The organism is Actinorhabdospora filicis (assembly GCF_030269765.1).
Lineage (GTDB): Bacteria > Actinomycetota > Actinomycetes > Mycobacteriales > Micromonosporaceae > Actinorhabdospora > Actinorhabdospora filicis.
The window spans coordinates 845,607-870,306 of sequence record NZ_BSTX01000001.1 but is presented as its reverse complement, the minus strand read 5'-3'; the positions used below and the strand labels follow the sequence as shown (position 1 = coordinate 870,306).

Here is a 24,700-nt window from a genome sequence, read left to right as displayed (position 1 = left end):
TCCAAGGGGGGAATCGATGGAATCCGATGGCATTCGCGTGGGCGTGCTCGGCCCGGTGCGCGCGTGGCGGGACGGCGTCCCGCTGCACCTGGGCGGGCCCAGACAGCGGGCCTTCCTGGCCATGCTGGTCTTCCGGCCGGGCTGGGTGCATCCGGCCGAGGAGCTGAGCGACGGGATCTGGGGGGATCTCGCGCCCGCCCGGGTGGGGCAGTCCCTGCGGACCTACGCCTCGCGCCTGCGCCGCGTCCTGTCCTGCGCCGACGTGCCCAACCCGCTGGTGTGCAGCGGCGGCGGTTACGCGCTGCGGCTGCCGGAGACGTCCACGGTGGACCTGTCGGAGTTCGGGGCGCTCACCCGCGCCGCCCGCGAGACGCCCGATCCGGGCGCGGCGGCCGTCCTGCTGCGGCGGGCCCTGGAGCTGGTGAAGGGGCAGGCGATGTCCGGTGTGGACGGACCTTTCGCCGAGCGCCGCCGGGCCGAGTGGGAGGAGCGGCGGCTGTCCACGGTGGAGGAGGTGCTGCGGCTGGATCTGGCCTGCGGCCGCCATCACGCGGCGGCGGCCGAGCTGACCGCGTTCTGCCGGGCGCATCCGTTCCGGGAGCGCGCCACCGGCTACCTGATGACCGCTCTCTACCGGGCCGGGCGGCAGGCCGACGCGCTGCGGGTCTACACCGGCGTCCGGCGGCGGCTGGCCGAGGAGTTCGGGGTCGACCCGGGTCCGGCGCTGCAGGAGACGTATCTGCGGATCGTGCGGGCGGATCCGGGGCTGCTGACGGCGTGCTCGGTCTGAGCCGCCGCCGTCCCAACAGGCGGAATTCCGTGACATGTCGGAACCGCAGCCGATGTCCGGCCGTCAAAGCCCAATCCGGCGTGCGGGACCGTTTCTCCCTGCGGCCTCGCGCTTTTAGGACCCCGCGCCCGACCGTGACGGCCGGGGGCGGGGTCCTGAGGGAACAGGTCTTTGGGGAGCCCGTCCTTACGCGTCCGCCTGCTTGATGGCGGAGACGTCGAACTCCAGGGTCACCTTCTCGGAGACGAGGACGCCCCCGGTCTCCAGGGCGGCGTTCCAGTTGACGCCCCAGTCCTTGCGGTTGATGACGGTCTTGCCCTCGAAGCCGGCGCGCAGGTTGCCGAACGGGTCGGTGGCGGTGCCGGTGTACTCGAACTCGACGGTGACGGGCTTGGTGACGCCCTTGATGGTCAGGTCGCCGGTGAGCTCGAAGGTGGTCTCGTCGATGACCTTCGCGCCGGTGGACTCGAAGGTGATCTGCGGGAAGCTCGGCGCGTCGAAGAAGTCGTTGGCGCGCAGGTGCCCGTCCCGCTGCTCGTTGCCCGTGTTGACGCTGGCGACGTCGACGGTGACCTTCGCGGTGGACTTCTCCGGCGCGGAGAAGTCGAGGAAACCGGTGCCCTCATACTTCTCGAAGAAGCCGCGCACCTTGGTGACCATCGCGTGGCGGGCGACGAAGCCGAGGCGGCTGTGGCTCGGGTCGAGGACGTAGGTGCCGGTCAGGGCGGGGTCGAGAACGATGCTCATTGGTGTCTCCCTCAGGAATCGCACGACTTGCTGTCGTGTCAGCAAACATAGCGGAAGGATGCTGATGCGTCAACATCAGGGGGTAGGATCACATCCATGACCCCCACGAACTGGCTGAACGAGCAGGAGCAGGCCGCCTGGCGCGGCTACCGAGAGATGTACCAGGTCCTGGCCGGGACATTGGAGAAACAACTGAATCGGGACTCCGGGCTCTCCGAGGCCGACTACACGCTCCTCGTCGTCCTGTCCGAGACCCCCGGCCAGCGCCTGCGCGCCCGCGAACTGCGCAACGAGGTCGGCTGGGATCGCAGCCGCCTCGCCCACCAGCTGCGCCGCATGGAGCAGCGCGGCCTCCTCGTCCGCACCGAATGCGAGACCGACGCCCGCGGCACCATGGTGGAGCTCACCGAGCAGGGCCGCACCGCGATCGTGGCCGCCGCCCCACCGCACGTGGAGGCCGTCCGCGCCTACTTCATCGACCTCCTCACCCCCGAGGAGATCGCCACCCTCACGTCCATCACCGGACGCGTGGTCGCCCGGATCCGCGCGGCCGGCGAATGCGACGAGTTCCTGAACTCCTGATCAAGCCCACCGCGTCCGGTGTCGTCCCCGGTGAGCCGAATGGGGAGTTAACCTCCGGACACGTGATTCCCCGGCGGTTGTTGGCTACCGTGCGAGGCGTGTCACTAGTTACGGCCGTCGCCTTCGCCCGCGCGGGCATGCTCGGCCCCTTCGTCCAGACCGCCGCCGAGGAGTACGAGGCGGCCCGCCCCGACGCGCCCCCGCGCTGCTGGGCGCTCCTGCTCGGCGACATCGACGGCGACACGGCGCACATCCACCGCATCCGCTTCGCCCGCAACGTCCGCGAGGATTCCCCCCTCGTCCTGGCCGAATTCGCCGAGACCATCGTCCCCTGCTTCGGCCCGGCCTACGCCAACACCCGCCGCGGCTACTGGTGCGACTCCCGCGACCTCCTCGCCGCCCACCGCGAAGCCGAAGAACAGGGCATGGAGATCCTCGGCTCCATCCACCTCCACCCCGACTGGCACCGCATCGGCCCACCCCACGAACGCGGCCAGCGCATCAGCGAACACCCCACCCCGATGGACGCGTACTTGTTCCATCGCACCGGCTGGCCCGTCAACCTGATCTGCTTCATATCCGCCCTCGGCGACCAGCCCCACTACGCACTGGGCGCGTGGAGCTCGCCGGTGGAAGAGGGCGAGGCGCCGCGGGGGCTTTCGGTGCATGTGCCGGTCGGGGTGTGACGCACCCGCGGGGGAGAGATCGACCGCGCCGGCCTACGGTGGCCCGGTGGCCGTGACCAGACCCGCCGGCGCGTCGAGCGAGGGCGTCCGCAAGAGCATGCGCTCCAACAAGAGTCGGGACACCAAGCCCGAACTGGCGCTGCGGCGGGCGGTGCACGCGATGGGACTGCGGTATCGCGTGTCGGTGCGGCCGCTGCCGAAGCTGCGCCGGACGGCCGACCTGGTCTTCACCCGGCGGAAGATCGCGGTGTTCATGGACGGCTGCTTCTGGCACGGCTGCCCCGAGCACCACACGAAGTCGGCGACGAACGCCGCCTACTGGGCCGACAAGATCGTGGTGAACCGGCGGCGGGACGCCGAGACCGACCGGGTCCTGGCCGAGCACGGCTGGACCGTCCTGCGGGTGTGGGAACACGAGGACACCGCCGAGGCGGCCGCGAAGGTCGCCGCCCTCGTCCGCACGCACTAGTCCGCCCCCGGCAACTCCACCACCACCACCAGCCCGCCCCCCTCCCCGGGCTCCGCCCGCACGTCCCCACCATGAGCGTGCGCCACCGCGCGCACGATCGACAGCCCCAGTCCGGCGCCCGGCGCCCGCACGCGGTCGGCCAGGCGGCGGAAGGGCTCGAAGAGCCCGGGGATCTCGTAGCGGGGCACGACGGGCCCGGTGTTGGTCACCTCCACCACCGCGCGGCCGTCGCGGGTCGCGCTGGTCACGTGGACGCGGCCGCCGGGTTCGTTGTTGCGGACGCCGTTCTCCACGAGGTTCTGCACGAGCCGTTCCAGGAGGACGGGGTTGCCGGTGGTGGCGGCCTCGGCGGTCGCGGTGGTGACCGTGACGTCCTCGGCGGGGGTGGTGGCGGCGATGTGCTCGACGATGTCGGCCATGTCCACGTAGGACCGTTCGTCGAGCTCGCGTTCGGAGGCCGCGAGCAGCAGCAGCCCGTCGATGAGGCGTTCGTGGCGGGCGTTGATGTCGAGGAGGGTCTCGCCGAGGAGGCGGACGTCGGTGCCCTGCGCGAGCGCGACCTCGATGAGCGCGCGGTTGAGGGTGAGGGGCGTGCGCAGTTCGTGAGACGCGTTGGCGATGAACCGGCGCTGCCCGTCGAAGGAGCCGTCGAGGCGCTCCAGCATCAGGTCGAAGGTGTCGGCGAGGTCCTTGACTTCGTCGCGGGGGCCGGACAGGGCGAGGCGCTCGTGGAGGCCGCGGTCGGCGGCGGGCGCGTCGGCGATGCGGCGGGCGGTCTCGGTGACGCGCTGGAGCGGCTGGAGGAGACGCCCGGACAGCAGGTAGCCGAAGGCGGTGGCGACCACGCCGACCAGTAGCAGCGCGATGGTCCCCTGGACCAGCAGCTGCCGCAGCGCGTCGCCCTGCGCCTCGACCACGCCTTGCGAGAAGGTGTCGCCGGTCATGAACGACGGGCCGGACGCGGCGGGCTCCGGCCCGTTGGTGATGGTGTTCTGCGGGCCGGGCCCCAGCAGCTGCTGCCGGACCAGGAAGTAGGTCAGCCCGAGCAGGACGCCGCCGGCCAGGAAGAACAGCCCGCCGTAGACCAGCGTCAGGCGGGCGCGGATCGTCAGGCGCCTCACGGGATCCGGTACCCCGCCCCGGGCTCGGTGCGGATGACGGCGGGCTCGCCGAGTTTGCGGCGCAGCTTCAGCACGGCCAGCCGCACGGCGTTGGTGAACGGGTCGGCGTGCTCGTCCCAGGCCTTCTCCAGCAGCCGTTCGGCCGAGACGACCGCTCCGTCGGCGCGCAGCAGCTCGGTGAGCACCGCGAATTCTTTGCGGGACAGGGGAACGTAGCGCCCGTCGCGGTAGACCTCGCGGCGGTTGGGGTCGAGGCGTATGCCCGCGCGTTGCAGGACGGGCGGCACCGCGGGCCGCGACCGGCGGCCCAGCGCGGTGACGCGGGCGGCCAGTTCGGCGAAGGCGAAGGGTTTGGCGAGGTAGTCGTCGGCGCCCAGGGACAGCCCGGCGACCCGGTCGTCCACAGTGGTCGACGCGGTCAGCATCAGGACGCGGGCGGGCTCCTCGGCGGCCACGATCGCGCGGCACACCTCGTCGCCGTGCACCAGCGGCAGATCGCGGTCCAGGACCACCACGTCGTATTCGTGGACGCCGACGCGCTCCAGCGCCGCCGCCCCGTCCAGCGCGACGTCGACGGCGTGCGCTTCGGCGCGCAGCCAGGACGCCACCGCCTCGGCCAGCACCGGTTCGTCCTCCACCACGAGAATCCGCATGGCCCCATGCTGCCGCAGCGGGCCGTTTCCGGCGCGTTTCCGTTTCCGCTAACGGCGGGGAAACCGCCCGGCGCGTTGGCTGAGCCGCGTCGGCCGGCGAGTGCCCGGCCGCGTTGGAGGACGATCATCATGCGATCGCGCATCGCGCTGGCCCTCGCCGTGCTCGCGGGCCTCATCCTGACCGGCTGCTCCCCGGGCGAGGGCGACACGCCCTCGGCGGAGAGCTCGCCCTCGATGTCCATTGAGGACACGATGGTCGCCTACGCCAGGTGCATGCGGGAGCACGGCATCGACATGCCCGATCCCGAGCCCGGGAAGGGAGTGGACCTGTCGGTGCCCGACGGCATGGACCCGCAGGTGGTGGAGGCGGCCAACCAGGAGTGCAAGAAGTTCATGCCGAACGGCGGCGAGCCGCCGAAACTGAGCGCGGAGCAGCTGGAGAAGAACCGCCAGTACGCCAAGTGCATGCGGGAGCACGGGCTGCCCGACTTCCCCGACCCCGATCCCGAGACCGGCGGGATCTCCCTGAGCGGCCGGCAGTTCGACCCGAACGACCCCGGCTTCCAGGCCGCCGACAAGACCTGCGGCGGGCCCGGCGGAACGCATTCGGAGAAGAACGGATGAGGGGCCGCCGCCGCAGGGGCGGCCGGATCGCCGTGATCGCCACCGCCGTGCTCGCGGTGGGCGCGGCCACCGCCGCCGCGACCGGCTTCGACCTGTTCACCGGGGACGATCCGGGCCAGGCCGCCCCGGACCTGCCCGCGAGTACCGCCACCGTCGACAAGGGCACGATCGTCGACTCCCGCAACGAGAACGGCACGCTCGGCTACGGCGACACCCTCACCCTCGGCGCGCGGCTGAGCGGCACCGTCACCGCCCTGCCGGACTCCGGGGCGATCGTGAAGCGCGGTCAGGCCCTCGCGTCCGTCGACAATGGACCGCTGGTGCTCATGTACGGCGACCTGCCCGCCTACCGCGCGCTGTCGGCGGGCACCAAGGGCGCCGACGTGAAGCAGTTCGAGCGGAACCTGGCCGCCCTCGGCTACGACGGCTTCACCGTGGACGAGACCTACTCCTGGCAGACCGCCCTCGCCGTCCGCGAGTGGCAGAAGGACCTCGGGCTCACCGGCACCGGCGTCGTCGAGCTCGGCCGGGTGGTCTTCGCCCACGGCGAAGTGCGGGTGGACGCGCTCAAGGCCGCGCCGGGCGACCAGTCGGGCCCCGGCACCGCGCTGCTCACCTACTCCGGCACCGAGCAGGTCGTCACCGTCGACCTCGACGTCGCGCAGCGGCGCCTGGCCGTGGCCGACGCCAAGGTCAAGGTGCGCCTCCCGAACGGCCGGACCGCCGCGGCCACCATCGCCGAGGTCCGCACCGTCATCGTCGCCGGGGAGACCGGCCAGGACCCCAAGACCAAGGTCCGGTTGCGGGTCACCGTCGACGATCCCAAGGACGTCGAGGGCCTGGACCAGGCCGCGGTGAAGGTCGGCTTCGCCGCCGAGAAGCACGAGAACGTGCTGACCGTCCCCATCGGAGCCCTCGTGGTGCTCGGCGACGGGCGCTACGGCGTCCAGGCCGTGGAGAACGGCGCGGTGCGCACGATCCCGGTGGAGACCGGCCTGTTCGCCGACGGCCGCGTGGAGGTCAGCGGCGACGGGCTCGCCGAGGGCATGACGGTGGGGGTGGCCGCGTGAGCGGGGTGATCGAGCTGGAGGGCGTCGGCAAGACCTATCCCGGTGGCGTGGCCGCGCTTCGGGACGTCTCGCTGACCATCGGGCACGGTGAGTTCGCCGCGATCGTCGGGCCCTCCGGCTCGGGCAAGTCGACGCTGCTGCACCTGATCGGGACGCTCGACCGGCCCTCCACGGGCGTCCTGCGCGTCGACGGGCACGACGTGTCGGCTCTGCCCGACCGCAAGCTGGCCGCGCTGCGGGCGCACCGGATCGGGTTCGTGTTCCAGCAGTTCCATCTCCACCCTGGACAGTCCGCCGTGGACAACGTCGCCGACGGCCTGCTCTACGGCGGCGTCCCGCTGCGGGAGCGGCGGAGGCTGGCCGCGGCCACGCTGACCCGGGTGGGCCTGGGGGAGCGCCTGGACCACCTGCCGGGCGAGCTGTCCGGCGGTGAGCGGCAGCGCGTCGCCATCGCCCGCGCGGTCGCCGGATCACCGGCGCTGCTGCTGGCCGACGAGCCGACCGGGAACCTGGACTCGGTCTCCGGCGAGGGCGTGATGGCGCTGCTCACCGGGCTCAATGACACCGGCACGACCGTGGTGGTCATCACCCACGACCGGGAGATCGCCGCGCGCCTGCCCCGCTCGATCGCGCTGCGCGACGGGGAGGTGGTCTGAGGTGGACGACTCCAGGCTCCGCCCGGCCGACGTGCTCCGGGTCGGCGGCGCGGGACTGCGCACACGGCCGCTGCGGGTGTTCCTGTCGGCGCTGGGGATCGCCATCGGGATCGCGGCGATGATCGGCGTGGTCGGCATCTCCGCCTCCGGGCGCGCCGAGCTGGACCGGACGCTGGCCGCGCTGGGCACCAACCTGCTCACCGTCGCACCCGGCAGCACGGTCATGGGCGGGACGGCGACGCTGCCGAAGGAGTCGGTGGCGATGATCGGGCGCATCCCGAGCGTCCTGGGCGTCACCGCCGTGGGCCGGGTGAGCGGCGCGAAGGTCTACCGCAACGACCGGATCCCGGCTGCCGAGACCGGCGGGATCTCGGTGCAGGCGGCCAGGCTGGACCTGCCGGAGGGGATCGGGTCCACGATGGACAGCGGGACGTGGCTGAACGCGGCCACCGAGGGCTATCCGGCGGTGGTGCTGGGCGCGCAGGCGGCCCGGCGGCTCGGGATCGGTGCCGCGGGCGAGGGAGTGCAGGTCTACCTGGGCGGCCAGTGGTTCGCGGTGGTCGGCGTGCTGGAGCCGGTGGCGCTGGCACCCGAGCTGGACTCCGCCGCGCTGGTCGGCTGGCCGTCCGCCGAGTCCTATCTGGGCTTCGACGGCTCACCGACGACCGTGTACACCCGGGCCGAGGACGACGCCGTGGAGGCGGTCTGGTCGCTGCTGGCGGCCACCGCCAATCCGATGTCCCCCAACGAGGTCAAGGTCTCGCGGCCCTCCGACGCGCTGGCCGCCAAGCAGGCGACCGACGCCGCCTTCACCGGGCTGCTGCTGGGCCTGGGCGGTGTGGCGCTGCTGGTCGGCGGCGTCGGCGTGGCCAACACGATGGTGATCTCGGTGCTGGAGCGGCGCTCGGAGATCGGGCTGCGCCGGGCGCTGGGCGCCACCCGCGGGCACATCCGCCTGCAGTTCCTGGCCGAATCGCTGCTGCTGTCGGCCCTCGGCGGCGTCGGGGGCGCGGTCCTGGGCATCGCCGTCACGGGCCTGTACGCCGGGACGCAGGACTGGCCGATGGTCGTCCCGGCGTGGGCGAGCGCCGGGGGAGTGGGCGTGACATTGCTCATCGGGGCCGTCGCCGGGCTGTATCCGGCGATCCGGGCGGCCCGGCTGGCACCCACCGAGGCCCTCGCGACCACCTGAAACATTGCCGGTGCGGCCGAACCGGGCCGCACCGGCGCGAACCGTCCATTGTGTACATGATCATGCGGTTGAGTAAACCTGCGATCACGATGAGTTGGTTCACAGTCCGACTTGCGCGGTTATCACCCTTGCCTGTTCACTTGGCCCCCGCAGACTTCGCTCGTCCCATTTGATCAACAGATCAGAAGGAGCACGATGCGATACATCAAGACCGGCGCCGCCACCGCGGCCGCCGCGACCCTGGCGCTGATCGGGCTGGCCACGAACCCGGCCGCGGCGGCGCCTTCCTGGCACGACCCGTCCTGCGCGTCGGTGAGCGGCCCGGGCGCGATCACCTTCAGCAAGGACGACGGCGCGACGCTGGCCCCGGCCACCCGTCCCGGGCCGGTGGTCTACACCAACGGGCTCGCCGCGCTTGAGACGCCGGACACTCTCGTCGCGGTGCAGGAGGTGACGGCCTGGCCCGGGGGCGGGACGACCGTCACCGTCCACCGCTCGACCGACGCCGGATGCTCGTGGTCGCCGGTGGCGACCCTCCCGAGTGGACAGAACGTGCGCGCCACCGCCGCGGGCGGATCGCGGGCCTACCTGTGGTCCGACAGCCCCGTCCGGGGCCTGTACCGGCTCGACGGCACGACCGTCACCACCCTCACCGACCCGACCCCGGCCGGCGCCACCGGCCTGACGGCCGACCCGTACGACCCCGACCACGTCGTGATCGGCGACAACGCCGGGCGGCTCTACGAGACCTGGGACGGCGGCGCGGTCTGGGGCACCCTGGGCGGCAACGCCGGGGGCATCGGCGTCCACTCCGGCTACGACACCACAGTGGACCCCGGAGACCTCGCCCACGCGGTCGTCGGGGCCTCCGGCGCCGCCTACGTCACCTTCGACGGCGGCGTGAACTGGACCCGGTCGGCCGGACTGGACCTCACCCCCGGCGGGCGCTTCGGCGTCAACGTCTTCAGCGTCGCCGTCTCCCCTGTGGACGGTGACGTGGTCTACGCCGCCGCGCTCGACATCGACCAGAACGACGCCCACGACCCCACCGACGGCCGCCACATCTACCGCTCCACCGACGGCGGGCGCACCTTCGCGCCCATCGCCGACCAGGGCGGCGACATCACCATCTACAACGGGCCCAACCTGTTCCCGAGCCCGGTGGACGCCGGAACCCTCTACTTCGAGTTCGGCTCGAACTACGCCGGCACCGGCACGTTCGTGTACAAGTACAGCGCCACCACCGGCGTGGTCACCTTCACCCACAACGACTACCACGGCCTGGGCGCGCTCGCCTTCAACCCGGCGAACCCGGCCACCCTCTACCTCGGCCTCGCCGTCGAGCCGTAGGGATCGCACCAGGACGGCCCGCCCTCACGAGGGGCGGGCCGTCCGCCGTCTCAGCCGAGGACGACCGGAAGCGCGGCCAGCCGCAGCGTCCCCGGATCCGGCAGCCAGTGCGCCGGCGTGTCCGCCGCGCGGGTCTTCGGGAACCGCCGCAGCAGCGCCCGCAGCGCCTCCTCGGTCTGCACCCTGGCCAGCGGCGCGCCCAGGCAGAAGTGCGGGCCGTGCGCGTAGCCCAGGTGCGGGCAGGACTCCCGGCGCAGGTCCAGCCGCTCCGGCTCGGCGAAGACGCGCGGATCCCGGTTGGCGGCGGCGATCGAGACCGTCACCATCGAGCCCGCCGGGATCGTGACCCCGCCGACCTCGACGTCCTCGCGGGCGAAGCGCGGGAACGTCATGAGCTGCGGCCCGCACCAGCGCGTGAGTTCCTCGACCGCGCCCGGCAGCAGCGACTCGTCGTCCCGCAGCGTCTCCCACGCGCCGGGCGTGGTGAGCAGGACGCGCACCGCGTTGGCGATGAGGTTGGTGGGCGTCTGCCCGCCCAGCAGCAGCTGCCAGACCAGCGCGGCCAGCTCGGTGCCGTCGAGTCCACTGTGGGCGAGTGCGGTCAGCACGCCCTCGTGGTGGACGGCCCGCCGCGCGGCGTCCACGATGCCGGGGATCGCGGCGGCGAACGCCGGGCCGTGCCCGATGGAGACCGCCGCGCCCCACTCCCGCCACTGTGGACGGTCGGTGGCCGGGACCCCGACCAGCTCGGCGATCACGTCCGAGGGCAGCGGCCGTGCGAAGGCCGCCAGCAGGTCGGTCTCGCCGGACAGGCCGTCCAGCAGCTCGCCGGCCAGCCGCGCGGCCCGCTCGCGGAAGTCCTCGGCGGCACCGCGCGTGAACGCCGGTGCCACCGCCCGCCGCAGCCGGGCGTGCTCCTCGCCCTCCACCTCCTGCATGGAGCGCATGTAGGGACGGCAGTGCTCGGGGACGTCCGGGCGCATCGCGAAGCTGGCCGGGCGCATCTCCAGCCGCGCGTCGGCCAGGGCGGCCCGGCCCTCGGCGTGCCGGGTCACCGTCCACATCGGAGGCATGCCGGGCGCGTCGAGGGTGACGACCGGGGACAGCTCACGGGCGCGCCCGTGAGCGGCGAACGGGTCGGCGAGCACGCCGGGATCGGTCAGATCGATCGAGGGGAGCAAGCGGGATACTCCAATCACATGATGAGGTCATCTGAATGGCGACGGTATCTTGGACGGGACGCGTCCGCAACCGATGGGAGACCGATGGGCCGCCTGAGCCGCGCCGAGCAGCAGGAGCGCAACCGCGAGCGCGTCCTGTCCGCCGCGCTGGAGGAGTTCGCGCGCCTGGGCTACCGGGAGGCGAAGATCGACGCGATCGCCGAGCGCGCCGAGCTGACCCGCGGCGCGGTCTACTCGAACTTCCCCGGCAAGCGCGCGCTCTACTTCGCGGTCCTGGCCGACCTCGCCGAACGCGTCCCCGACCCGCCCTCCCCGCCGCCGGACGCCACCGTCCGCGACGCCCTCGGCGCCGTCGCCCGCGCCCGCCTGGCCGGCACGCCCGTCCTCGCGCCCGAACGCCTGCGCGCCGACCTGATCCCCGAGGTCCTCGCCGACGAGCGCACCCGCCTGCCCTTCGCGCAGCTGCTCAGGCTGGAGGCGATCCTCCTGGGGCTGACCCTGGAGAACCTCCCGCCCCGCGCGCCCCGCCGCGTCCGCCTCGCCGAGACCCTCCTGGCGACCCTGCACGGCGCCGTGCAGCTGACGGCCGCCCCCGGCTTCATCGAGCCCTTCGACATCGTCTCCGCCTGCGAGCAGATGGCCGGTTTCGTGCTCACCGACCAGCTCGACCCCCCGGTCTGGGCCGAGTTCGCGCCCAAGGCCCTCCCCGCCGACCAGCCCACCGCCCACGAGGACGGCATCGTCGCCGTCCTCGGCCTCCACCGCCTCGAAGCCGTCGAGGACGCCTTCCGCGCCGCCCCCCGCGGCACCGAGGTCACCGTCCTGATCGTCACCGGAGACCCCGGCGAACTCGGCCAGCTCGCCCGCCTCCACCTCGCCGAGCTCCGCACCACCCTCCTCACCGCCGCCCACCCCAAGGCCTTCCCGCCCGTCCGCCTCATCCTGGACCCCGAAGGCCGCCGCGCCACCGAACTCGGCGCCACCGCCGTCAGCGACGCCACCGAGATCGCCGCCCGCGTCCACCACGGCCGCATCGTGTCGATCGCGGAGGGGCGGGGGGCGGTGTGGGCGGTGGCGGCGGGGTGAGCCTCACCCCAGCTCCCGCGGCGCCACCTGATCGGTCGCCCACGCCGCCAGGCGGTCGCGGTCGATGAGCACGACCTCCATCAGGGCCGCGTCGCGCCGGGCGGGCGCGGTGAAGCGGGTGGTGGCGATCAGGACGGCCAGTTCGGCCTTGTGGATCTTGTGCGCGGGACCGGCGAAGGTCTGGACGGCGGGTGAGCCCAGTGGGCGGCCGGGGTGGTGGCGTTTGCACTGGACGACGGTCCAGCGCCCGTCGGGGGCGCGGGCGGTGATGTCGGCGCCCTGGTCACCGGCGCCGCCGCGGACGGTCACCGAGCGGAAGCCGGTCCGGCGCATGAGGCGGGCGACCCACTCCTCGAAGTCGGGGCCGCGCAGGCCGTCGGTGGTGGCGATGTTGCGTTCGCGCTCGGCGAGCCGTTCGGCGGTCAGGCGGCGTTCGCGCAGGACGAGGTAGCCGATGAGGCCGCCGAGCGCGCACACCGCGGCGGCGACCGCGGCGGCCGTCCCGGGGTGCTCGCGCACCCAGCGCGTGGCGGTCGTCAGGACGAGGGCGGCGAGGACCCCTAAGCCCAGGAGCTGGAGTCCTCCGCCGCCGCGTTTGCGTCGTGCCATGACCGGAACGCTATCGGCGGGATGCGACAAAAAGCCGGTTCACGGCAGTGTGCGCCAGTAATCCCAGAACTCCACGCCGATCAGCGCGATGATCACCAGGTACCACAGCACCAGGACGGCCGAGTGCGCGCGCGTGAGCGCGTCGGCCACCGTCCGCAGTGGACGCGGCAGCGGGACGCGCCCGAGGGTGTCGAGGGTGGTGTACCAGAAGATCGGGATCGTCACCGTCCACACGACCATGCAGTACGGGCACAGGGCGCCGATGCGGTACAGGCTCTGGAAGATCAGCCAGTGCACGAAGACCACGCCGAACGTGGCGCCGGCCTGCAGGCCCAGGTGGAACCAGCGCGGCAGGCGCGTCCCGGTCAGCAGGACCACGCCGACGGTCGTCACCACGGCGAACCCGGCGATGCCCATGAGCGGGTTGGGGAACCCGAGGGCCTCCGCCTGCTCCGTCTTCATCACCGAACCGCAGGACAGTACGGGGTTGAGGCTGCAACTGGGCCGGTAGGACGGGTCCTTCAGCAGCGCGATCTTCTCGACGGTCAGGACGAAGGCGGCGACCAGGCCGATCAGGCCGCCGATCGTCAGGACCCACGGCAGCGGGCGCCTCATGAGGCCAGGGCCGCGTCGACGGCGGACTTGAGGGACGCGTAGGACGGCTCCTTGACGTGCTCGCCGTTGAAGTAGACCGTCGGTGTGCGGTCGACGCCGAGGGACCGGCCGTCGGCCATGTCCTTGGCGACGCGCTCGGCGGTGGCGGGGTCGGCGAGCTTCGCCTGGAACGCGGCCATGTCGAGGCCCATCGCGCGGGCGTAGTCCAGGAACAGCGCCTCCTGCGGGGACCCCTGCTCGCCCCACTCGCCCTGCGTCTCGTACAGCTTCTGGTACATGGCCTCGAACTTCCCCTGCGCGGCCGCCGACTCGACCACGCGCGCGGCCAGCTCGCCGTTGGCGTGACTGGGCAGCGGGAAGTAGCGGACGACGAAGGTGATCCGCCCGTCGTACTCCTTCCGCAGCTTCTCCATCGCCGGGTAGAGCGCGCGGCAGGCCTCGCACTCGAAGTCGAGGAACTCCACCAGCGTCGCCTTCCCGTCGGTGGCGGAGGTGAGCTTGTGGCTGTCGGGGCGGACGAGAAGCTCGTTCGACACCACCGGCTCGTCCCCGGCGTTGGCGATCGCGACGATGCCGACGGAGGCGAGGACGGCGAAGACGATCAGGCCGATGGTGATCCTCAGGTTGGTGCTCATGCCGTGGGACCGCGCCGCGGCGACGGGCCCCTTCTTCGCGGCCGGGCGGGTCTTCTTGCCGCCGGCGGGACGGTTCTGCTGCTTCTTGGACATGCGAGATCCCTGCTCAAGGCTGTGGGCGCGCGAAGGCGCGCGGGGACGGGAGACCGGGCGAAGGGCCGTGAGACGACCCGGGCTCGGCTCCTACGTCCGCCAGACGCAGAGCTCGGCGAGCAGCCGGGAGACACCGGCGCCCACCACGGGACGCGAAGACCGGACCGTCTTCGCGGGGCCGATCGCCGGGACCGGCGCCGAGGCGCGCGAGCAGAACTCGCTCAGCTGGACCGCGCCGGTGCTCACACCGCGCGAGGCCTGCTCGGGCCCGTGGTCGGCCGGGGCGCACGGCCCGTCCCCACCACCGGGCGGCGCGATGGCCACCGCCGCGCGACCGGCGTCCGGACCCGCCGCGGCCAGCGCCAGCTGCTCGGCGCAGAAGATCCCCAGCAGCATCGCCGCGATGACGGCGACGGTGAGCAGCGCACGCCGAAGCGCGGTCCGGGGGACCGGTGCGGCGGCGTGAAGGAGGCTCACAAGGCGAGACTGTACCGGGCGGAGCCGTGAGAGCGAAGCCCCGAAGCGACGCCGATCACTGTCCATTGAGGATCCGGGGCCGAGCGCCTACCTTGATTCTACGTATTGTAGAACCATCTGGAGGTCCGATGCGCATCCTCATCGCCGGAGCGGGCATCGCCGGAGCCGCCGCCGCCCGCGCGCTGCTCGCCGACGGGCACGACGTCACCGTCCTGGAGCGCTCGCCCGAGCCCCGCGTCATCGGCGGCGCCATCACCCTCTGGCCCGGCGGCCTGCTGATCCTGGACGAACTCGGCGCCGACCTCACCGGCCTCGGGCAGCGCATCACCGCCGTCGAGACCCGCACCGCCGCCGGACGCGTCGTCGCCACCGCCGACGTCACGCACATGGAGGCGCGCTTCGGCGCGGGCGCGCTGGTCATCCCCCGCGGCGACCTGCTCACCACACTCCTCGACGGCGTGGCCCCCGTCCACTACGGCGCCAGGGTCGCCACCGTCGAGGAGACCGGCAAAGAGGTGCGAGTGACGACCGAGGACGGCGCCGCCCACACCGCCGACCTCCTCATCGGCGCCGACGGCGTCGGCTCGGCCGTCCGGGCCGCGCTCTGGGGACCCGCGCCCCGCCCGGAGACCGGCGTGGCCAGCTGGCAGGGACTCATCCCGTCCCCCGTCGACCTCGGCAGCACCGCGCTGATGATCGTCGGCCGCGACGGCTATCTCGGCCTCAGCCCCGCCGGGAACGGCCTCACCCAGTGGTTCATGGACGCCCCCTGGCCCGCACCGCCCGGCGACCCCCTCGCCCTCCTCGAAGCCCGCTACGGGCACTGGGCCGCACCCGTCCCGGAGCTCTTCACCGCCCTCCGCGACGCCGACGTCCGCCCCTACGCCCACCACCGCCACCACATCGCCCGCATCTGGGGAGCCGGGCGCAGCGTCCTGATCGGCGACGCCGCCCACGCCATGCCCCCCTCCCTGGCCCTCGGCACCAACCAGGCCCTGGAGGACATCTGGGTCCTGCGCCGCGCCCTCCGCGACGACCCCCGCACCGCCCTCGGCCTGTACTCCCTGCGCCGCCGCGCGAGCGCGAAGCGAGCCTCCCGCCTGGCACGCTGGAGCATGTCGGTCTCGGGACCGCTCACGCTGATGCAGAGCGAGACGCAGATGCGGATGGCGGCACGCGGCCCGAAGAACGCGATGACGAAGATGGTGGCGGCGCTGCACAGGGGGATCAGCGAGCGGCTGAAGGCGGGCGAGCCGGCCGAGGTGCGGGTGTGAGAGACCCCGCCCGGTCAACGAAAAACGCCCCGGCCAACGGCCGAGGCGAGAAGCTCCCACCAGCGCAACCACGGGCAGAGGGGGAGTTTGAGGGTGGTGCCGTGGTCGGGGTTCCCCCACCTAGCCAAGGTGGGAGGCGTCAGAATGACGTTTATGCAGCTCAGGGGGAAGCGGGGGGTCATCTTCGCGCGTCAGTCGGACACCGAACCCGGGTCCACGAGCATTGACGCGCAGATTGATGACGGGCATGCCCTCGCCGCGAAGCTGGGTATCGAGGTGGTGGGGGTCGCCGCCGACCCGAACACCTCGGCGACGGAGATCAGCATCCTTGACCGGCCTCAGGCGGGGAAGTGGACGACCCCTGAGGGTATGGCCGCTTACGACGTGGCCATCTGCCGCAAGCTCGACCGGATGTCCCGCAGGGACGATGACGCCGGTTGGCTGACGCACCATTTCAAGCGTCAGGGCAAGCTGTTCGTCACCACGCAGGGCGAGCGGGTCTATGACCCCACCGACCCGTCTACGCGGGTGCTGCTGGCGATCGAAAACGTCCAGTCGGTCAACTACGCCGACGCCACTGCCGCCAACATCCGGCAGGGCCGACGCAAGGGCCGCGAGCTTGGACGCTGGCGGGGCGGTCCGCCGCCGATGGGTTTCAAGACGGCTCCGGTGACGGTGTGGGCCGACCGGGGGCGCGTCCTGGTCCGCGATGACGAGATGGCCGACTACCGGCTTGAGGCGATGGCCTACGCCATCGGTGACCACCCCGACCAGACCGGCGGGCCGTGGTCGTTCGGAGCCATCACCAGGTGGCTCAACCGCAAGAAGATTCCCACCAACGCAGACCGTTCCCTGATCCTGCAAGGCAAGGAACCCAAGGGCACCTTGTGGGATGCCAAGACCACGCGGGAGATGCTGGCCAGCCGCTCCGTCCTCGGACAGCTCATGCACGACGGGGCGGTCATCCGGGGCGAGGACGGCCTACCGATCCAGTTCGCCGAACCGCTGACCAGCATGGAACGGTTCGCCAAGCTGCAAGAGGCCGTAGCCAAGCGCAAGACCGCCTACGGCGACAAGACACAGGTAGCTACGAACGTGTCGGGGCTGGTGAAGTGCCCCGAGTGTGGGGGGCCGGTCAACTCCACCGGCGCGGCCGGACCGGGCAAGCCCCGCCGGTACAAGTGTCACAACTCCACTGGGAAACGCGGGGTGCGCTACTGCTGGTCGGGGCAGGTCCAAGAGGCATGGCTCATGGAGCGGTTCGAATCCACGTTCCTCGACTACTTCGGGGATGACCACATGCCGGAGATCGTGCAGCCGACGACGGTTGACCCCTCGGCGGAGATCGCCGACCTTGAGCGGCAGCTAGACGACCTGCTGGAGCGCTCGGCCGGTAAGCCCGAGATCGTGAAAGCCAGGTACGACAAGCAGATCACGGCCGTAGAGGCCCGCCTCACCGTCCTCGCCGAACAGGCCACGACCTACAGGCCCGGCCCCCGCCGCGTCCTCTCCACGGTGACGTACCGCGAATGGTGGGAGGCTCACCCGTCGTGGGATGAGCGCCGCGCGAAGATCAAGGAAGTCGGCATCACCGCTTGGCTCATCACCAGCGACACAGGGCTCATGCACTGGCTCGCCGACTCAGACCCGAACGTCCTTGCCACCTACCAGCCCGGCACGTACACGATGCCGATCCTCGCCATGAACATCACCGGTGAACCCGCCGAACCCGTATGGGAGATCCGGGACGGACTACCCCACGTCATCGCCACCGGCAAGCCGGTCGAGTGGGCATCCGACCTGGACGGCATCCCCGATGACGACGACCGCACGCCGGAGGAGATCGCGGCCTCGATCGCTGAAAGCATCCGCCAGCGCACGGCCTTACCTGCGTAGATGTGATCTACGCCATTCGCCGGCTGAGGTAGTGGCGTGAGACACGAAGCGGCCCCGGGGATGTTCCCGGGGCCGTCGTCCTTACTTGCTTGCTCGGATGGCGCGGTCTATCGCGCCCCAATCGAACCCGCGCAAGATCTCATCCGTCTTCGCGGTCCGTGCTCCGCCCGCCTTGCCCTTGACGGTCGTCAGCAACTCCCGTCGGCGGGCTTCCTTCAGGTGGCCCCGGATCGTCTCCGGGCGCTTCCCCGCCATGTCGGCAAGTTCCGGCGTCGGGGCGTGGTTCCCCCGCGCTACCGCCTGCTGATACTCGAAAGCCAGCAACGCTAGGTAGCGGTCCGTGACGCCTTCCTTGAGTAGCCATTGCAGCCGCTCAGCGTGTCGCTGACGGCGTTTGTCCGTCATGCCCTCAGCCTTGGGCTGAGCCTTCCGGAACAGCTCTCCGGCGCGTTGGAAGTCCACCCGCCGGAGCACCGTCGAAGACAGGCCGCCGGGGGCCGTCTCGCCCTCGCGGAGACGGAACGACACGGACGCCGGACCCTGCCCAGGGTCGGCCCCCTGAGACCACGTAAGCCACGCCTGCCACGGGCCGATGGCCTGCTTGACGTTCACCTCTCCGTTCATCGGGTTGACGTGCACGGTCATCTCTTCCATGTGATCTACCGTACCAGGCCACGCCTAGGGTAGCCCACCCGGGTTGACAGACCTAGGTGTGTCTCGCCAGGGTGGAGCCATGAACACAACGACCACGGCCCGCCGGAGTCCGGCGACCATGCCGACACACCAGCCGCGCCGCTACGTGCGCACGCTTGAGGGCAAGATGCGCCACCAGGCCCGGCAGCAGCTCGCCGCAGACATCCGACTTGCGGAACGGATCGCTTTCGGGGGTTGGGCGAAATGATCGGGGGTCACACCCGCGAATGCAACGTCAACCCTTTCGAGCTGGATTCCTGTACCTGCAAGCCGAAACTCAAGGCAGAGGCGGAGACTAAACCGGCTCCCCGGTCGGTGGTCGAGTACGAATGGCGGCGAGAGCTATTCAACTGTCCAGAGGTCCCCGGGAACTACAAAGGCGTTCTGCTGGCGCTGGCGTTCTTTGCGACGTTCGATTCCGGCCGGGATGCGCGTGCTTCTCAAGTGTTGCTTGCGGAGTGCTCCGGGCACTCTCGGCGGACCGTACAGCGGGCTATCGCTTTCGGCCGTGAAGAGGGGTGGCTCTATCTGGCCTCGCCCTCAACGGGCGAGGGGACTTGTGACGTCCATTGGCTGACACTCCCGCGCCATGGTCACGGCCATGACCTAGAGGACGCCAAGAGGAGGGCACGGGCGTCAGGGTGACGCACTACCAAGTGTGTTCTTACCCAGTGCGGCCCCACCAAGGGCCGCTTAACCAAGTGAGTTCAAACCAAGAGAGATCTCGGCGGGTCGATTAAGGCCCGTCGAAGACTCCGCCAAGGGGCTACGTCTCCGCCGAGTGAGAGAGGAGAACCGTCGTGTACGACGGCATGGATTACGAGTGGGAAGCCACCGACCTTTGGGAGTCGGCGGAAGTTGCCGAAAGTGTGGAGCACGTTTCCGAGATAGGGGAGCTTGCTCCCTGGGGCGGACCTCCGGGATATGTATCCGCCCCGCCGAGTGTTTACGGTCGGCCAGTCGTGTGCGTTATCTGCCGAGTGTTCCTGCCGCCCCGTGAGCCGGTCTGTGACGAGCTAACGGCCCTGGTCTGTGTTCAGCCCTCGGAGGCCGCTACGTGGCTGCCTACGGCTGCTATGGGGCCTGGGAGGGATCGGGAGGTGTGTAGCTCTCGGGAGTGCTTCAAGGCGCTCCGGGCGAGGCAGGCTCGCCGCCGTCGGGCGGCTCGCCGTCCTGGTGTCCGCAAGGTTGGCTACCGCCAGTTGCCAGACGTGAGGCTTGGTCCGTTCACCATCCGGCAGGGGAGCCCCGGCGAGTGGGATCACGAGCGGGAGGTGAAGGCCCCTCCGGGTGCGCGGGTGTTCAAACCGGCAGACCACAAGCTCACTCCTGATCAGCGCGTGGAGCTGTACCCGTGGGAATGGTCCGGTGACGGGGGTGAATGGGATGAGGTGACGGACCCGGATACGGGGAAGTCGGCAGCGGACTACGGTGTGTCTTGCTATGCGGCTGAGGTTGGAAAGACTGTGACTCGTTCCACTATTCTTGATGTGCCTGTCCGTGCGGTCAACGGAGCGGTTGTGTAGCCTTTATCAGCCTATGTATGGAGGGGTACGGCCGAAGCGGTCCCCGGTTCCTCTCCGCTCCCTAGGGATGCCCCCCCGACTTTGAGTCGGGGGTTTCTCTATGCCCTCTTTAACCATTTAACAGGCTCCCCGGGTTCTCTCTCCTTCCCCGGGGCTTGAGTGCGGCTCCCGGTTTGGTTCCCGGTCGCAGCGCCTCACGGAGCCCCGTTCCGCTCATAACGGGGCTCCCCTAACTGTCCGCCGACCAACGGCGGTAATCGAGATGATTGGAAGATCCGAGATGGATAAGAACATCCCCAACCCTCTGTCTCTCATCCCAGATGAGAACATCCGAGCCGTTGCCGACAGCTTCATGCGCTCCTGGGCTGCGACGAAAGCTGACCTTGAATCGCTCCGGGCTGAGCTTTCCCGCGTCCGCTCGGAGTGCGCTCGACGTCGCCACACGATCCGTGAGCTTAGGGCCGAACTGGAGAGCCGTCAGTGTTCGTGCGAGTAGCGACGGTGGCGGGAGCCCCCGTCTATGAATGGCGCGGCTCCTCCTTCCATGAGCCGATGGAGCCGAGAGAGGGCACCATGAGCCCGCTCCGGATGCCACACCGCCCTAAGGCGCTGGCGGACCGTCCTCGGCGATGTGGCGGGAAGTCGTGACCGCCAACCAGTACAGGCCCTATGAGCCGTACACGTACACGCCTCAGCCGCTTACCGACGCTGAGGTGATGGCCTACGCCGCCCAACGACGTAGGCCCCCCATGCCGACCCTGACCACCAACGACATGGAGTTCTACCGCTCCGTTGGCACGTTCTTGATTGAGGAGACCACCAGCATGACCACCGAAGAGTTTGACCCTGTGACCGTCGAAGAGTTCCGGGCCGCCGCGATCGCGGAGGCAGAGAAGTTCAAGGCGGAAACCGCTCAGGACGACGCGGCCCCCACTGGGCTTCCCCCGGTGACCGGTGAGCCGTCAGAGGCCGTTTCAGCGGCCCCGGAGGAGGACTCCGGCGAGGATGAGCAGAACCCGAACCGTGAGGCTGCCAGGTACCGCACCCGGCTTCGTGACGCTGAGGCCCGGATTGCTGAGCTTGAGTCCGGCAACGCCTCCCGCGCCATGACGGACGCACTGAGCGAGGTCCTTCCGAGGCACGGCGCTGTGACGGTTGACGACGTGATCGCAGCACTCCCCGAGGGGGTGACCACCGAGGCCGCCGTGTCCCTGGTCAAGGTGATCGGTGAGGCTCACCGGAACCCGCTTCTGACCAAGCCTGTCGAGGCCCTTCATAGCGGGGCTGGCCCTGTTGGCGGTCCTGCCTACTACGGCAACGTTTCCCAAGCTTCCGAGATCGAGCGTCACATGTGGTGAACGGCAGCCGGCCGTTCCTCTGTGGACACTCCTTCTCGATTCGATGGCTCCTGACCCTGAGGGTCGGGGGCCGTCTTCGTTAGAGCCCCGTGGGCTCACCTTAGGCCGCTCCTGCGGGGCGGACATGCATGTAACACGCTCTCTACTTTCTCTGACACCTAAGGAATCCGAACCAAATGTCTGTTACCACCACTCCCTCTCAGATCGGCATCAACGACGTTGTTGCCGCCACCCTGACCGCGATCCGCAAGCGCGTCGTGCTCCCGAACCTGATGTACCGCGAGGCTCAGTCCGGCGCGGGTACCGGTGACACCGTGTACGTCCGCAAGCCGTCCGTCTTCAAGGCCAACGACCTTGCGCGCGGCGAGGACATCAAGCCCAACCGCCTCAAGGAAGAGCTGATCCCCGTCAAGCTCGACGTGCACGCGGAGTCGTCGGTCATCCTCGACACGATCGAGCAGTCCACGGAGCTGTCCGTGTTCGCCTCGCAGGTGCTTACCCCGATCGTGAACGCCGTAGTTGACCGGGCCGAGACCCGCTCCGCCGTTGAGATCAACAAGGCGCTTAAGGCGACCGGCGAGAACAAACCGGTTGAGCTGAAGGCGGACGCGGCCATGTCGACGGTGCTGCTCGACGTTGACGAGAAGTTCCAGACCCGCAGCATCACCGAAGGCGTGCGCCTGGTCGTGTCCCCGGCTGGCCGCAAGGCCATCCTGTCCGACCCTCAGTTCATTTCGGCGGAGAAGTTCGGCAACGCCATGCCCGTGCAGCGCGGACAGATCGGCTCCATCCTCGGCATGCCCGTGTTCACCTCCCCGTACGTGGAGGGTCTGGGCGTGGCCTTCACCCGCGAGTACGCCGCGCTGGCCAACGTCATCCCTGCCGCGATGCTCGGCAACGCAGAGTCGGAGGCCCGTCGTGAAGACGGCTACGGCATCCGGGTCTCCATGGGCGAGGTCTTCATGAAGCTCTCTTCCATCGTTGCCGCTGACGTGCTCATCGGCGGGACCGTCCTGGACCCGGCCCGCGCGGTCGGCATCGTCGCCGCCAAGTAGTCCCCTCGCCCCCGCTGGCCTTCCCGGTCGGCGGGGGCTTTCTTTCGTTTGGAGCGACATGGATCTACCGCCGGAGTGCTGCAAGGCCGACCCGGATGGCATCTGCGAGGAACACGCCTACCGGGCGTGGCAGGCCACGGGGAGGAACGTAGCCCCCCACCCGTGCATGCATACCCACTTCTTCTATCCCTGCGACGGATCAACGGCCTACCCTGACTGACGCAACCCGACCGGTCGGCAACCAGCACGGTTGCCGCAGAGGGCAGGCGCTGCTGGGGCGGAGTGACGTGGGCTAGATGCGGGAGCCGATGACTCCCCCTCACTCATTCCCGAACTGGCCCGCACCCCTATTTGCAGAATATGAGTAACCTTGCCTGAGAATTGGGTAAACGCATCAAAGAATCCGACCATTCACTCATTTCTCGACCATTCATGAATGGTTACGAGTCGTCATGAATTGCATTGGTGAATGCGATCACAAGTGATGTGAGGCAATGACTTGGAGCACAAAGGAGGGGGGTGGGGGTGTGACGTGTCCGGCTCGACGGCAGGGGCAAAGCAGACCTGGCGATGTACGGGTTTTCAGATCTCAGCAGCGCTCCTCGTGACGTACGATTTAGGGGCTTGACCTGTGAAAACGCTTCCATGCGACTTCTCGTGTCGTGGCCTCGATCACACCCGAGGCTCGTCCCGGTGATGACGCAACGGCTACTGTGCGTCGCCCTGGTCGTGGGGGTCGGGACCGAGCCATGCGAGTTGTACCGCGTTGGGGTCGTCGTCGTTCTCAGGGTAGGTCAGGACCATTTCCCAGTACTCGACGCCTGCCAGTGGCGGAGTCAGGCCCATGGATAGGGCGTGCCGGGCTAGCTCGTCGGAGTCGATCTCATCGGCGAGGGCGAGGAGTTCGTTTAGCTGCTCGGGTGTGGCTTCGACGGCGTACAGGCCGTCATCGCTGGTTTGACTGGTCACTCTTTCAGTGCCTTTCCTGTCCCCGTGACGCGCTGGCGGAACGTGCGCCCGTTCTCCTGAATGACGTAGACGTAGACGACCGTACCGGCCTTGAGCGTGTGCCGGAAGTTCTCCGTGCATCCCTTGGGGTCGGGTCGTGGGCGGGTGTCGGAGACCCCGCCGCACCTCCGGATGTTCAGGTACACCGCCGCTCGTGTCAGCCCCGAGTCACGGATGGCCTTGGCCATGCGGCCCTCTACGTGCCATGACGTTGTGGTGTTCTCCGGGTTGTTCCACTCCGGTTTGAGGTCGTCCCAGTGGGGGTGATCGTCGGGTGTGTCGGGGGTGTAGGTGTCGCCCATGCGGTTGCCGTGCTCGTCGTAGAGGTGAGCCCTCGCCGAGGTGTTGCCGACGCTGTTGCGCGGCCACCCCACACGGCGGATCGCTTCCTTTGCTTCGGGGTGCTCCCTTTCGGCCCGGAAGTCCCTGAGCTGCAACGGTTCTGGCTCGGGTGCCACCGCAGCCGGCCGTTCCCCAGTGGACGGAGGTTCAGAGGCTCCCAGGGCGGCCCCGGCCCCGATGTCCGTCAAGTACTCCGCGAACGTCTCACGGCCCGCGATGCCGTGTGTCAGCCCCTCTGCGAGGGCTTCCCCCACCTGCTCAAGCCGAGACAGCGACGCGTCTATACGAGCGTTCCCCGTGCCCTCCGTCGCGGAGGACAACTCCGCGCGCGCCAGCCCGTTCTTCTCCTGCGCAGCCCGCAGTAACCCGAACGCCTCAGCGAGGGTTTCCAGCCCACGCCGCGCCTTGCCCATGAATTCCTCAAACGGCCCCACGATCACGCACCCTACGGCCTCTCGGCGACATCTTCGGGCCACAACGGGAAGTGCTGCCCGGCCTCAGGGCACGGCCAGTGTTTCCAGCACACGACGCAGAACAGACCCGACCAGGTGGGCCGGTGCTCGTCATCGTCGGGGACGGGTTCCCGGTCGCCCTCACCCTGCCCCATTCCCGTTCCCTGTCGGCAAGACGGCCTCAGACCTCAGCACCGCGTACGGGTCGATCCCAAGCCCTAGAAGACCCGCTTCGCTGGTCTGGCGGTCCGTACACGGCCAGCCCTCCCGACACTCCGGGTCGGTACACACCATGTAGCCCGCCGACCCGGGCAGCTTCGCATGATCAAGCCACACCCCGTACAACACAGCCGCGTCGCCCAGCCCGCCGTTCACGCCGCGACCCCCACGACCGGAGGGACGACAGGCACCCGCACGTCGGCCCGCTCCACAGCGCACGGCCACGGCTCGCCGTCGTTGG

25 protein-coding genes are annotated in these 24,700 nt (G+C 70.1%); 14 read left to right on the top strand and 11 right to left on the bottom strand.

Translation table 11 applies throughout. The features are described from left to right. Positions 1–16: 16 nt before the first annotated feature. Entirely contained in the window at positions 17–790 is a 774-nt protein-coding gene (locus tag QSK10_RS03940; RefSeq protein WP_285661188.1) for an AfsR/SARP family transcriptional regulator, read from the top strand. 186 nt (positions 791–976) lie between these two features. Here QSK10_RS03940 and QSK10_RS03935 read toward each other — a convergent pair whose 3' ends face one another. Further along, the gene (locus tag QSK10_RS03935; RefSeq protein ID WP_285661187.1) at positions 977–1,537 is read right to left on the bottom strand and encodes a YceI family protein; all 561 of its coding nucleotides are present in this window, start codon (positions 1,535–1,537) and stop codon (positions 977–979) included. A gap of 96 nt (positions 1,538–1,633) precedes the next feature. On the opposite strand from QSK10_RS03935, the gene QSK10_RS03930 reads away from it, so the two are divergent. From QSK10_RS03930 to QSK10_RS03920, 3 genes are all read left to right on the top strand, one after another. Further along, a complete protein-coding gene (locus tag QSK10_RS03930; protein WP_285661186.1) occupies positions 1,634–2,119 on the top strand; it encodes a MarR family winged helix-turn-helix transcriptional regulator in 486 nt (161 codons plus the stop codon). 98 nt (positions 2,120–2,217) lie between these two features. Beyond that, positions 2,218–2,805, top strand: coding sequence for an MPN domain-containing protein (locus QSK10_RS03925; RefSeq protein WP_285661185.1), 588 nt, complete (start codon positions 2,218–2,220; stop codon positions 2,803–2,805). 52 nt (positions 2,806–2,857) lie between these two features. Continuing rightward, entirely contained in the window at positions 2,858–3,274 is a 417-nt protein-coding gene (locus QSK10_RS03920) for a very short patch repair endonuclease (protein WP_285661184.1), read from the top strand. Here QSK10_RS03920 and QSK10_RS03915 read toward each other — a convergent pair. After that, positions 3,271–4,395, bottom strand: a complete 1,125-nt coding sequence (locus QSK10_RS03915; protein WP_285661183.1) for a sensor histidine kinase — start codon at positions 4,393–4,395, stop codon at positions 3,271–3,273. The two genes, QSK10_RS03920 and QSK10_RS03915, sit on opposite strands and share 4 nt — an antisense overlap. After that, positions 4,392–5,048, bottom strand: coding sequence for a response regulator transcription factor (locus QSK10_RS03910; protein ID WP_285661182.1), 657 nt, complete (start codon positions 5,046–5,048; stop codon positions 4,392–4,394). Before QSK10_RS03910 ends, QSK10_RS03915 begins: the two co-directional genes overlap by 4 nt. Before the next feature lie 129 nt (positions 5,049–5,177). Here QSK10_RS03910 and QSK10_RS03905 point away from each other — a divergent pair, with 129 nt between their 5' ends. From QSK10_RS03905 to QSK10_RS03885, 5 genes are all read left to right on the top strand, one after another. Next, positions 5,178–5,672: a hypothetical protein gene (locus tag QSK10_RS03905; protein WP_285661181.1), complete on the top strand. Its 495-nt coding sequence runs from the start codon at positions 5,178–5,180 to the stop codon at positions 5,670–5,672. Next, positions 5,669–6,742, top strand: a complete 1,074-nt coding sequence (locus QSK10_RS03900; protein WP_285661180.1) for an efflux RND transporter periplasmic adaptor subunit — start codon at positions 5,669–5,671, stop codon at positions 6,740–6,742. The genes QSK10_RS03905 and QSK10_RS03900 overlap by 4 nt, the downstream gene beginning before the upstream one ends. Before the next feature lie 5 nt (positions 6,743–6,747). Continuing rightward, positions 6,748–7,398, top strand: a complete 651-nt coding sequence (locus QSK10_RS03895; RefSeq protein ID WP_285662915.1) for an ABC transporter ATP-binding protein — start codon at positions 6,748–6,750, stop codon at positions 7,396–7,398. 1 nt (position 7,399) lies between these two features. Further along, entirely contained in the window at positions 7,400–8,590 is a 1,191-nt protein-coding gene (locus QSK10_RS03890) for an ABC transporter permease (RefSeq protein WP_285661179.1), read from the top strand. Positions 8,591–8,785: 195 nt separating this feature from the next. After that, positions 8,786–9,940 carry a sialidase family protein gene (locus QSK10_RS03885; protein WP_285661178.1) on the top strand — a complete coding sequence of 385 codons (1,155 nt, stop codon included), beginning with the start codon at positions 8,786–8,788 and terminating at the stop codon, positions 9,938–9,940. Positions 9,941–9,990: 50 nt separating this feature from the next. Here the strand turns inward: QSK10_RS03885 and QSK10_RS03880 are convergent, their stop codons facing one another. Beyond that, complete coding sequence (locus QSK10_RS03880; protein WP_285661177.1) at positions 9,991–11,121, bottom strand: cytochrome P450; 1,131 nt, start codon at positions 11,119–11,121, stop codon at positions 9,991–9,993. Positions 11,122–11,205: 84 nt separating this feature from the next. Here QSK10_RS03880 and QSK10_RS03875 point away from each other — a divergent pair, with 84 nt between their 5' ends. Continuing rightward, complete coding sequence (locus QSK10_RS03875; RefSeq protein WP_285661176.1) at positions 11,206–12,207, top strand: TetR/AcrR family transcriptional regulator; 1,002 nt, start codon at positions 11,206–11,208, stop codon at positions 12,205–12,207. Positions 12,208–12,210: 3 nt separating this feature from the next. On the opposite strand, the gene QSK10_RS03870 is transcribed toward QSK10_RS03875, so the two are convergent. The 4 genes from QSK10_RS03870 to QSK10_RS03855 all read right to left on the bottom strand — a co-directional run bounded on the left by QSK10_RS03870 (position 12,211) and on the right by QSK10_RS03855 (position 14,636). Beyond that, positions 12,211–12,816: a restriction endonuclease gene (locus tag QSK10_RS03870; protein WP_285661175.1), complete on the bottom strand. Its 606-nt coding sequence runs from the start codon at positions 12,814–12,816 to the stop codon at positions 12,211–12,213. 39 nt (positions 12,817–12,855) lie between these two features. Next, a complete protein-coding gene (locus tag QSK10_RS03865; RefSeq protein ID WP_285661174.1) occupies positions 12,856–13,431 on the bottom strand; it encodes a vitamin K epoxide reductase family protein in 576 nt (191 codons plus the stop codon). Further along, positions 13,428–14,066 carry a thioredoxin domain-containing protein gene (locus QSK10_RS03860; protein WP_285662914.1) on the bottom strand — a complete coding sequence of 213 codons (639 nt, stop codon included), beginning with the start codon at positions 14,064–14,066 and terminating at the stop codon, positions 13,428–13,430. Before QSK10_RS03860 ends, QSK10_RS03865 begins: the two co-directional genes overlap by 4 nt. Before the next feature lie 183 nt (positions 14,067–14,249). Then, positions 14,250–14,636, bottom strand: coding sequence for a hypothetical protein (locus QSK10_RS03855; protein WP_285661173.1), 387 nt, complete (start codon positions 14,634–14,636; stop codon positions 14,250–14,252). Positions 14,637–14,764: 128 nt separating this feature from the next. On the opposite strand from QSK10_RS03855, the gene QSK10_RS03850 reads away from it, so the two are divergent. Continuing rightward, positions 14,765–15,910, top strand: coding sequence for an FAD-dependent oxidoreductase (locus QSK10_RS03850; RefSeq protein ID WP_285661172.1), 1,146 nt, complete (start codon positions 14,765–14,767; stop codon positions 15,908–15,910). 144 nt (positions 15,911–16,054) lie between these two features. Then, positions 16,055–17,806 carry a recombinase family protein gene (locus QSK10_RS03845; protein WP_285661171.1) on the top strand — a complete coding sequence of 584 codons (1,752 nt, stop codon included), beginning with the start codon at positions 16,055–16,057 and terminating at the stop codon, positions 17,804–17,806. 81 nt (positions 17,807–17,887) lie between these two features. Here QSK10_RS03845 and QSK10_RS03840 read toward each other — a convergent pair whose 3' ends face one another. After that, a complete protein-coding gene (locus QSK10_RS03840) occupies positions 17,888–18,460 on the bottom strand; it encodes a hypothetical protein (RefSeq protein WP_285661170.1) in 573 nt (190 codons plus the stop codon). A 2,209-nt stretch (positions 18,461–20,669) separates the two neighbouring features. Between QSK10_RS03840 and QSK10_RS03835 the strand changes: the two genes are divergently transcribed. Further along, a complete protein-coding gene (locus tag QSK10_RS03835; RefSeq protein WP_285661169.1) occupies positions 20,670–21,383 on the top strand; it encodes a hypothetical protein in 714 nt (237 codons plus the stop codon). 176 nt (positions 21,384–21,559) lie between these two features. Then, complete coding sequence (locus QSK10_RS03830) at positions 21,560–22,438, top strand: major capsid protein (RefSeq protein WP_285661168.1); 879 nt, start codon at positions 21,560–21,562, stop codon at positions 22,436–22,438. A 708-nt stretch (positions 22,439–23,146) separates the two neighbouring features. Here the strand turns inward: QSK10_RS03830 and QSK10_RS03825 are convergent. Both QSK10_RS03825 and QSK10_RS03820 read right to left on the bottom strand, forming a co-directional pair. Beyond that, complete coding sequence (locus QSK10_RS03825) at positions 23,147–23,407, bottom strand: hypothetical protein (protein ID WP_285661167.1); 261 nt, start codon at positions 23,405–23,407, stop codon at positions 23,147–23,149. Further along, positions 23,404–24,222, bottom strand: coding sequence for a DddA-like double-stranded DNA deaminase toxin (locus tag QSK10_RS03820; protein ID WP_285661166.1), 819 nt, complete (start codon positions 24,220–24,222; stop codon positions 23,404–23,406). Before QSK10_RS03820 ends, QSK10_RS03825 begins: the two co-directional genes overlap by 4 nt. Between the last annotated feature and the right edge of the window lie 478 nt (positions 24,223–24,700).

Excerpts from the sequence above, each read along its gene's own strand:
- QSK10_RS03940 (WP_285661188.1), top strand. The coding sequence starts at position 17 with ATGGAATCCGATGGCATTCGCGTGGGCGTGCTCGGCCCGGTGCGCGCG.
- QSK10_RS03935 (WP_285661187.1), bottom strand. The coding sequence starts at position 1,537 with ATGAGCATCGTTCTCGACCCCGCCCTGACCGGCACCTACGTCCTCGAC.
- QSK10_RS03930 (WP_285661186.1), top strand. The coding sequence starts at position 1,634 with ATGACCCCCACGAACTGGCTGAACGAGCAGGAGCAGGCCGCCTGGCGC.
- QSK10_RS03910 (WP_285661182.1), bottom strand. The coding sequence starts at position 5,048 with ATGCGGATTCTCGTGGTGGAGGACGAACCGGTGCTGGCCGAGGCGGTG.
- QSK10_RS03905 (WP_285661181.1), top strand. The coding sequence starts at position 5,178 with ATGCGATCGCGCATCGCGCTGGCCCTCGCCGTGCTCGCGGGCCTCATC.
- QSK10_RS03900 (WP_285661180.1), top strand. The coding sequence starts at position 5,669 with ATGAGGGGCCGCCGCCGCAGGGGCGGCCGGATCGCCGTGATCGCCACC.
- QSK10_RS03885 (WP_285661178.1), top strand. The coding sequence starts at position 8,786 with ATGCGATACATCAAGACCGGCGCCGCCACCGCGGCCGCCGCGACCCTG.
- QSK10_RS03875 (WP_285661176.1), top strand. The coding sequence starts at position 11,206 with ATGGGCCGCCTGAGCCGCGCCGAGCAGCAGGAGCGCAACCGCGAGCGC.
- QSK10_RS03870 (WP_285661175.1), bottom strand. The coding sequence starts at position 12,816 with ATGGCACGACGCAAACGCGGCGGCGGAGGACTCCAGCTCCTGGGCTTA.
- QSK10_RS03865 (WP_285661174.1), bottom strand. The coding sequence starts at position 13,431 with ATGAGGCGCCCGCTGCCGTGGGTCCTGACGATCGGCGGCCTGATCGGC.
- QSK10_RS03860 (WP_285662914.1), bottom strand. The coding sequence starts at position 14,066 with ATGAGCACCAACCTGAGGATCACCATCGGCCTGATCGTCTTCGCCGTC.
- QSK10_RS03850 (WP_285661172.1), top strand. The coding sequence starts at position 14,765 with ATGCGCATCCTCATCGCCGGAGCGGGCATCGCCGGAGCCGCCGCCGCC.
- QSK10_RS03845 (WP_285661171.1), top strand. The coding sequence starts at position 16,055 with ATGACGTTTATGCAGCTCAGGGGGAAGCGGGGGGTCATCTTCGCGCGT.
- QSK10_RS03840 (WP_285661170.1), bottom strand. The coding sequence starts at position 18,460 with ATGGAAGAGATGACCGTGCACGTCAACCCGATGAACGGAGAGGTGAAC.
- QSK10_RS03830 (WP_285661168.1), top strand. The coding sequence starts at position 21,560 with ATGTCTGTTACCACCACTCCCTCTCAGATCGGCATCAACGACGTTGTT.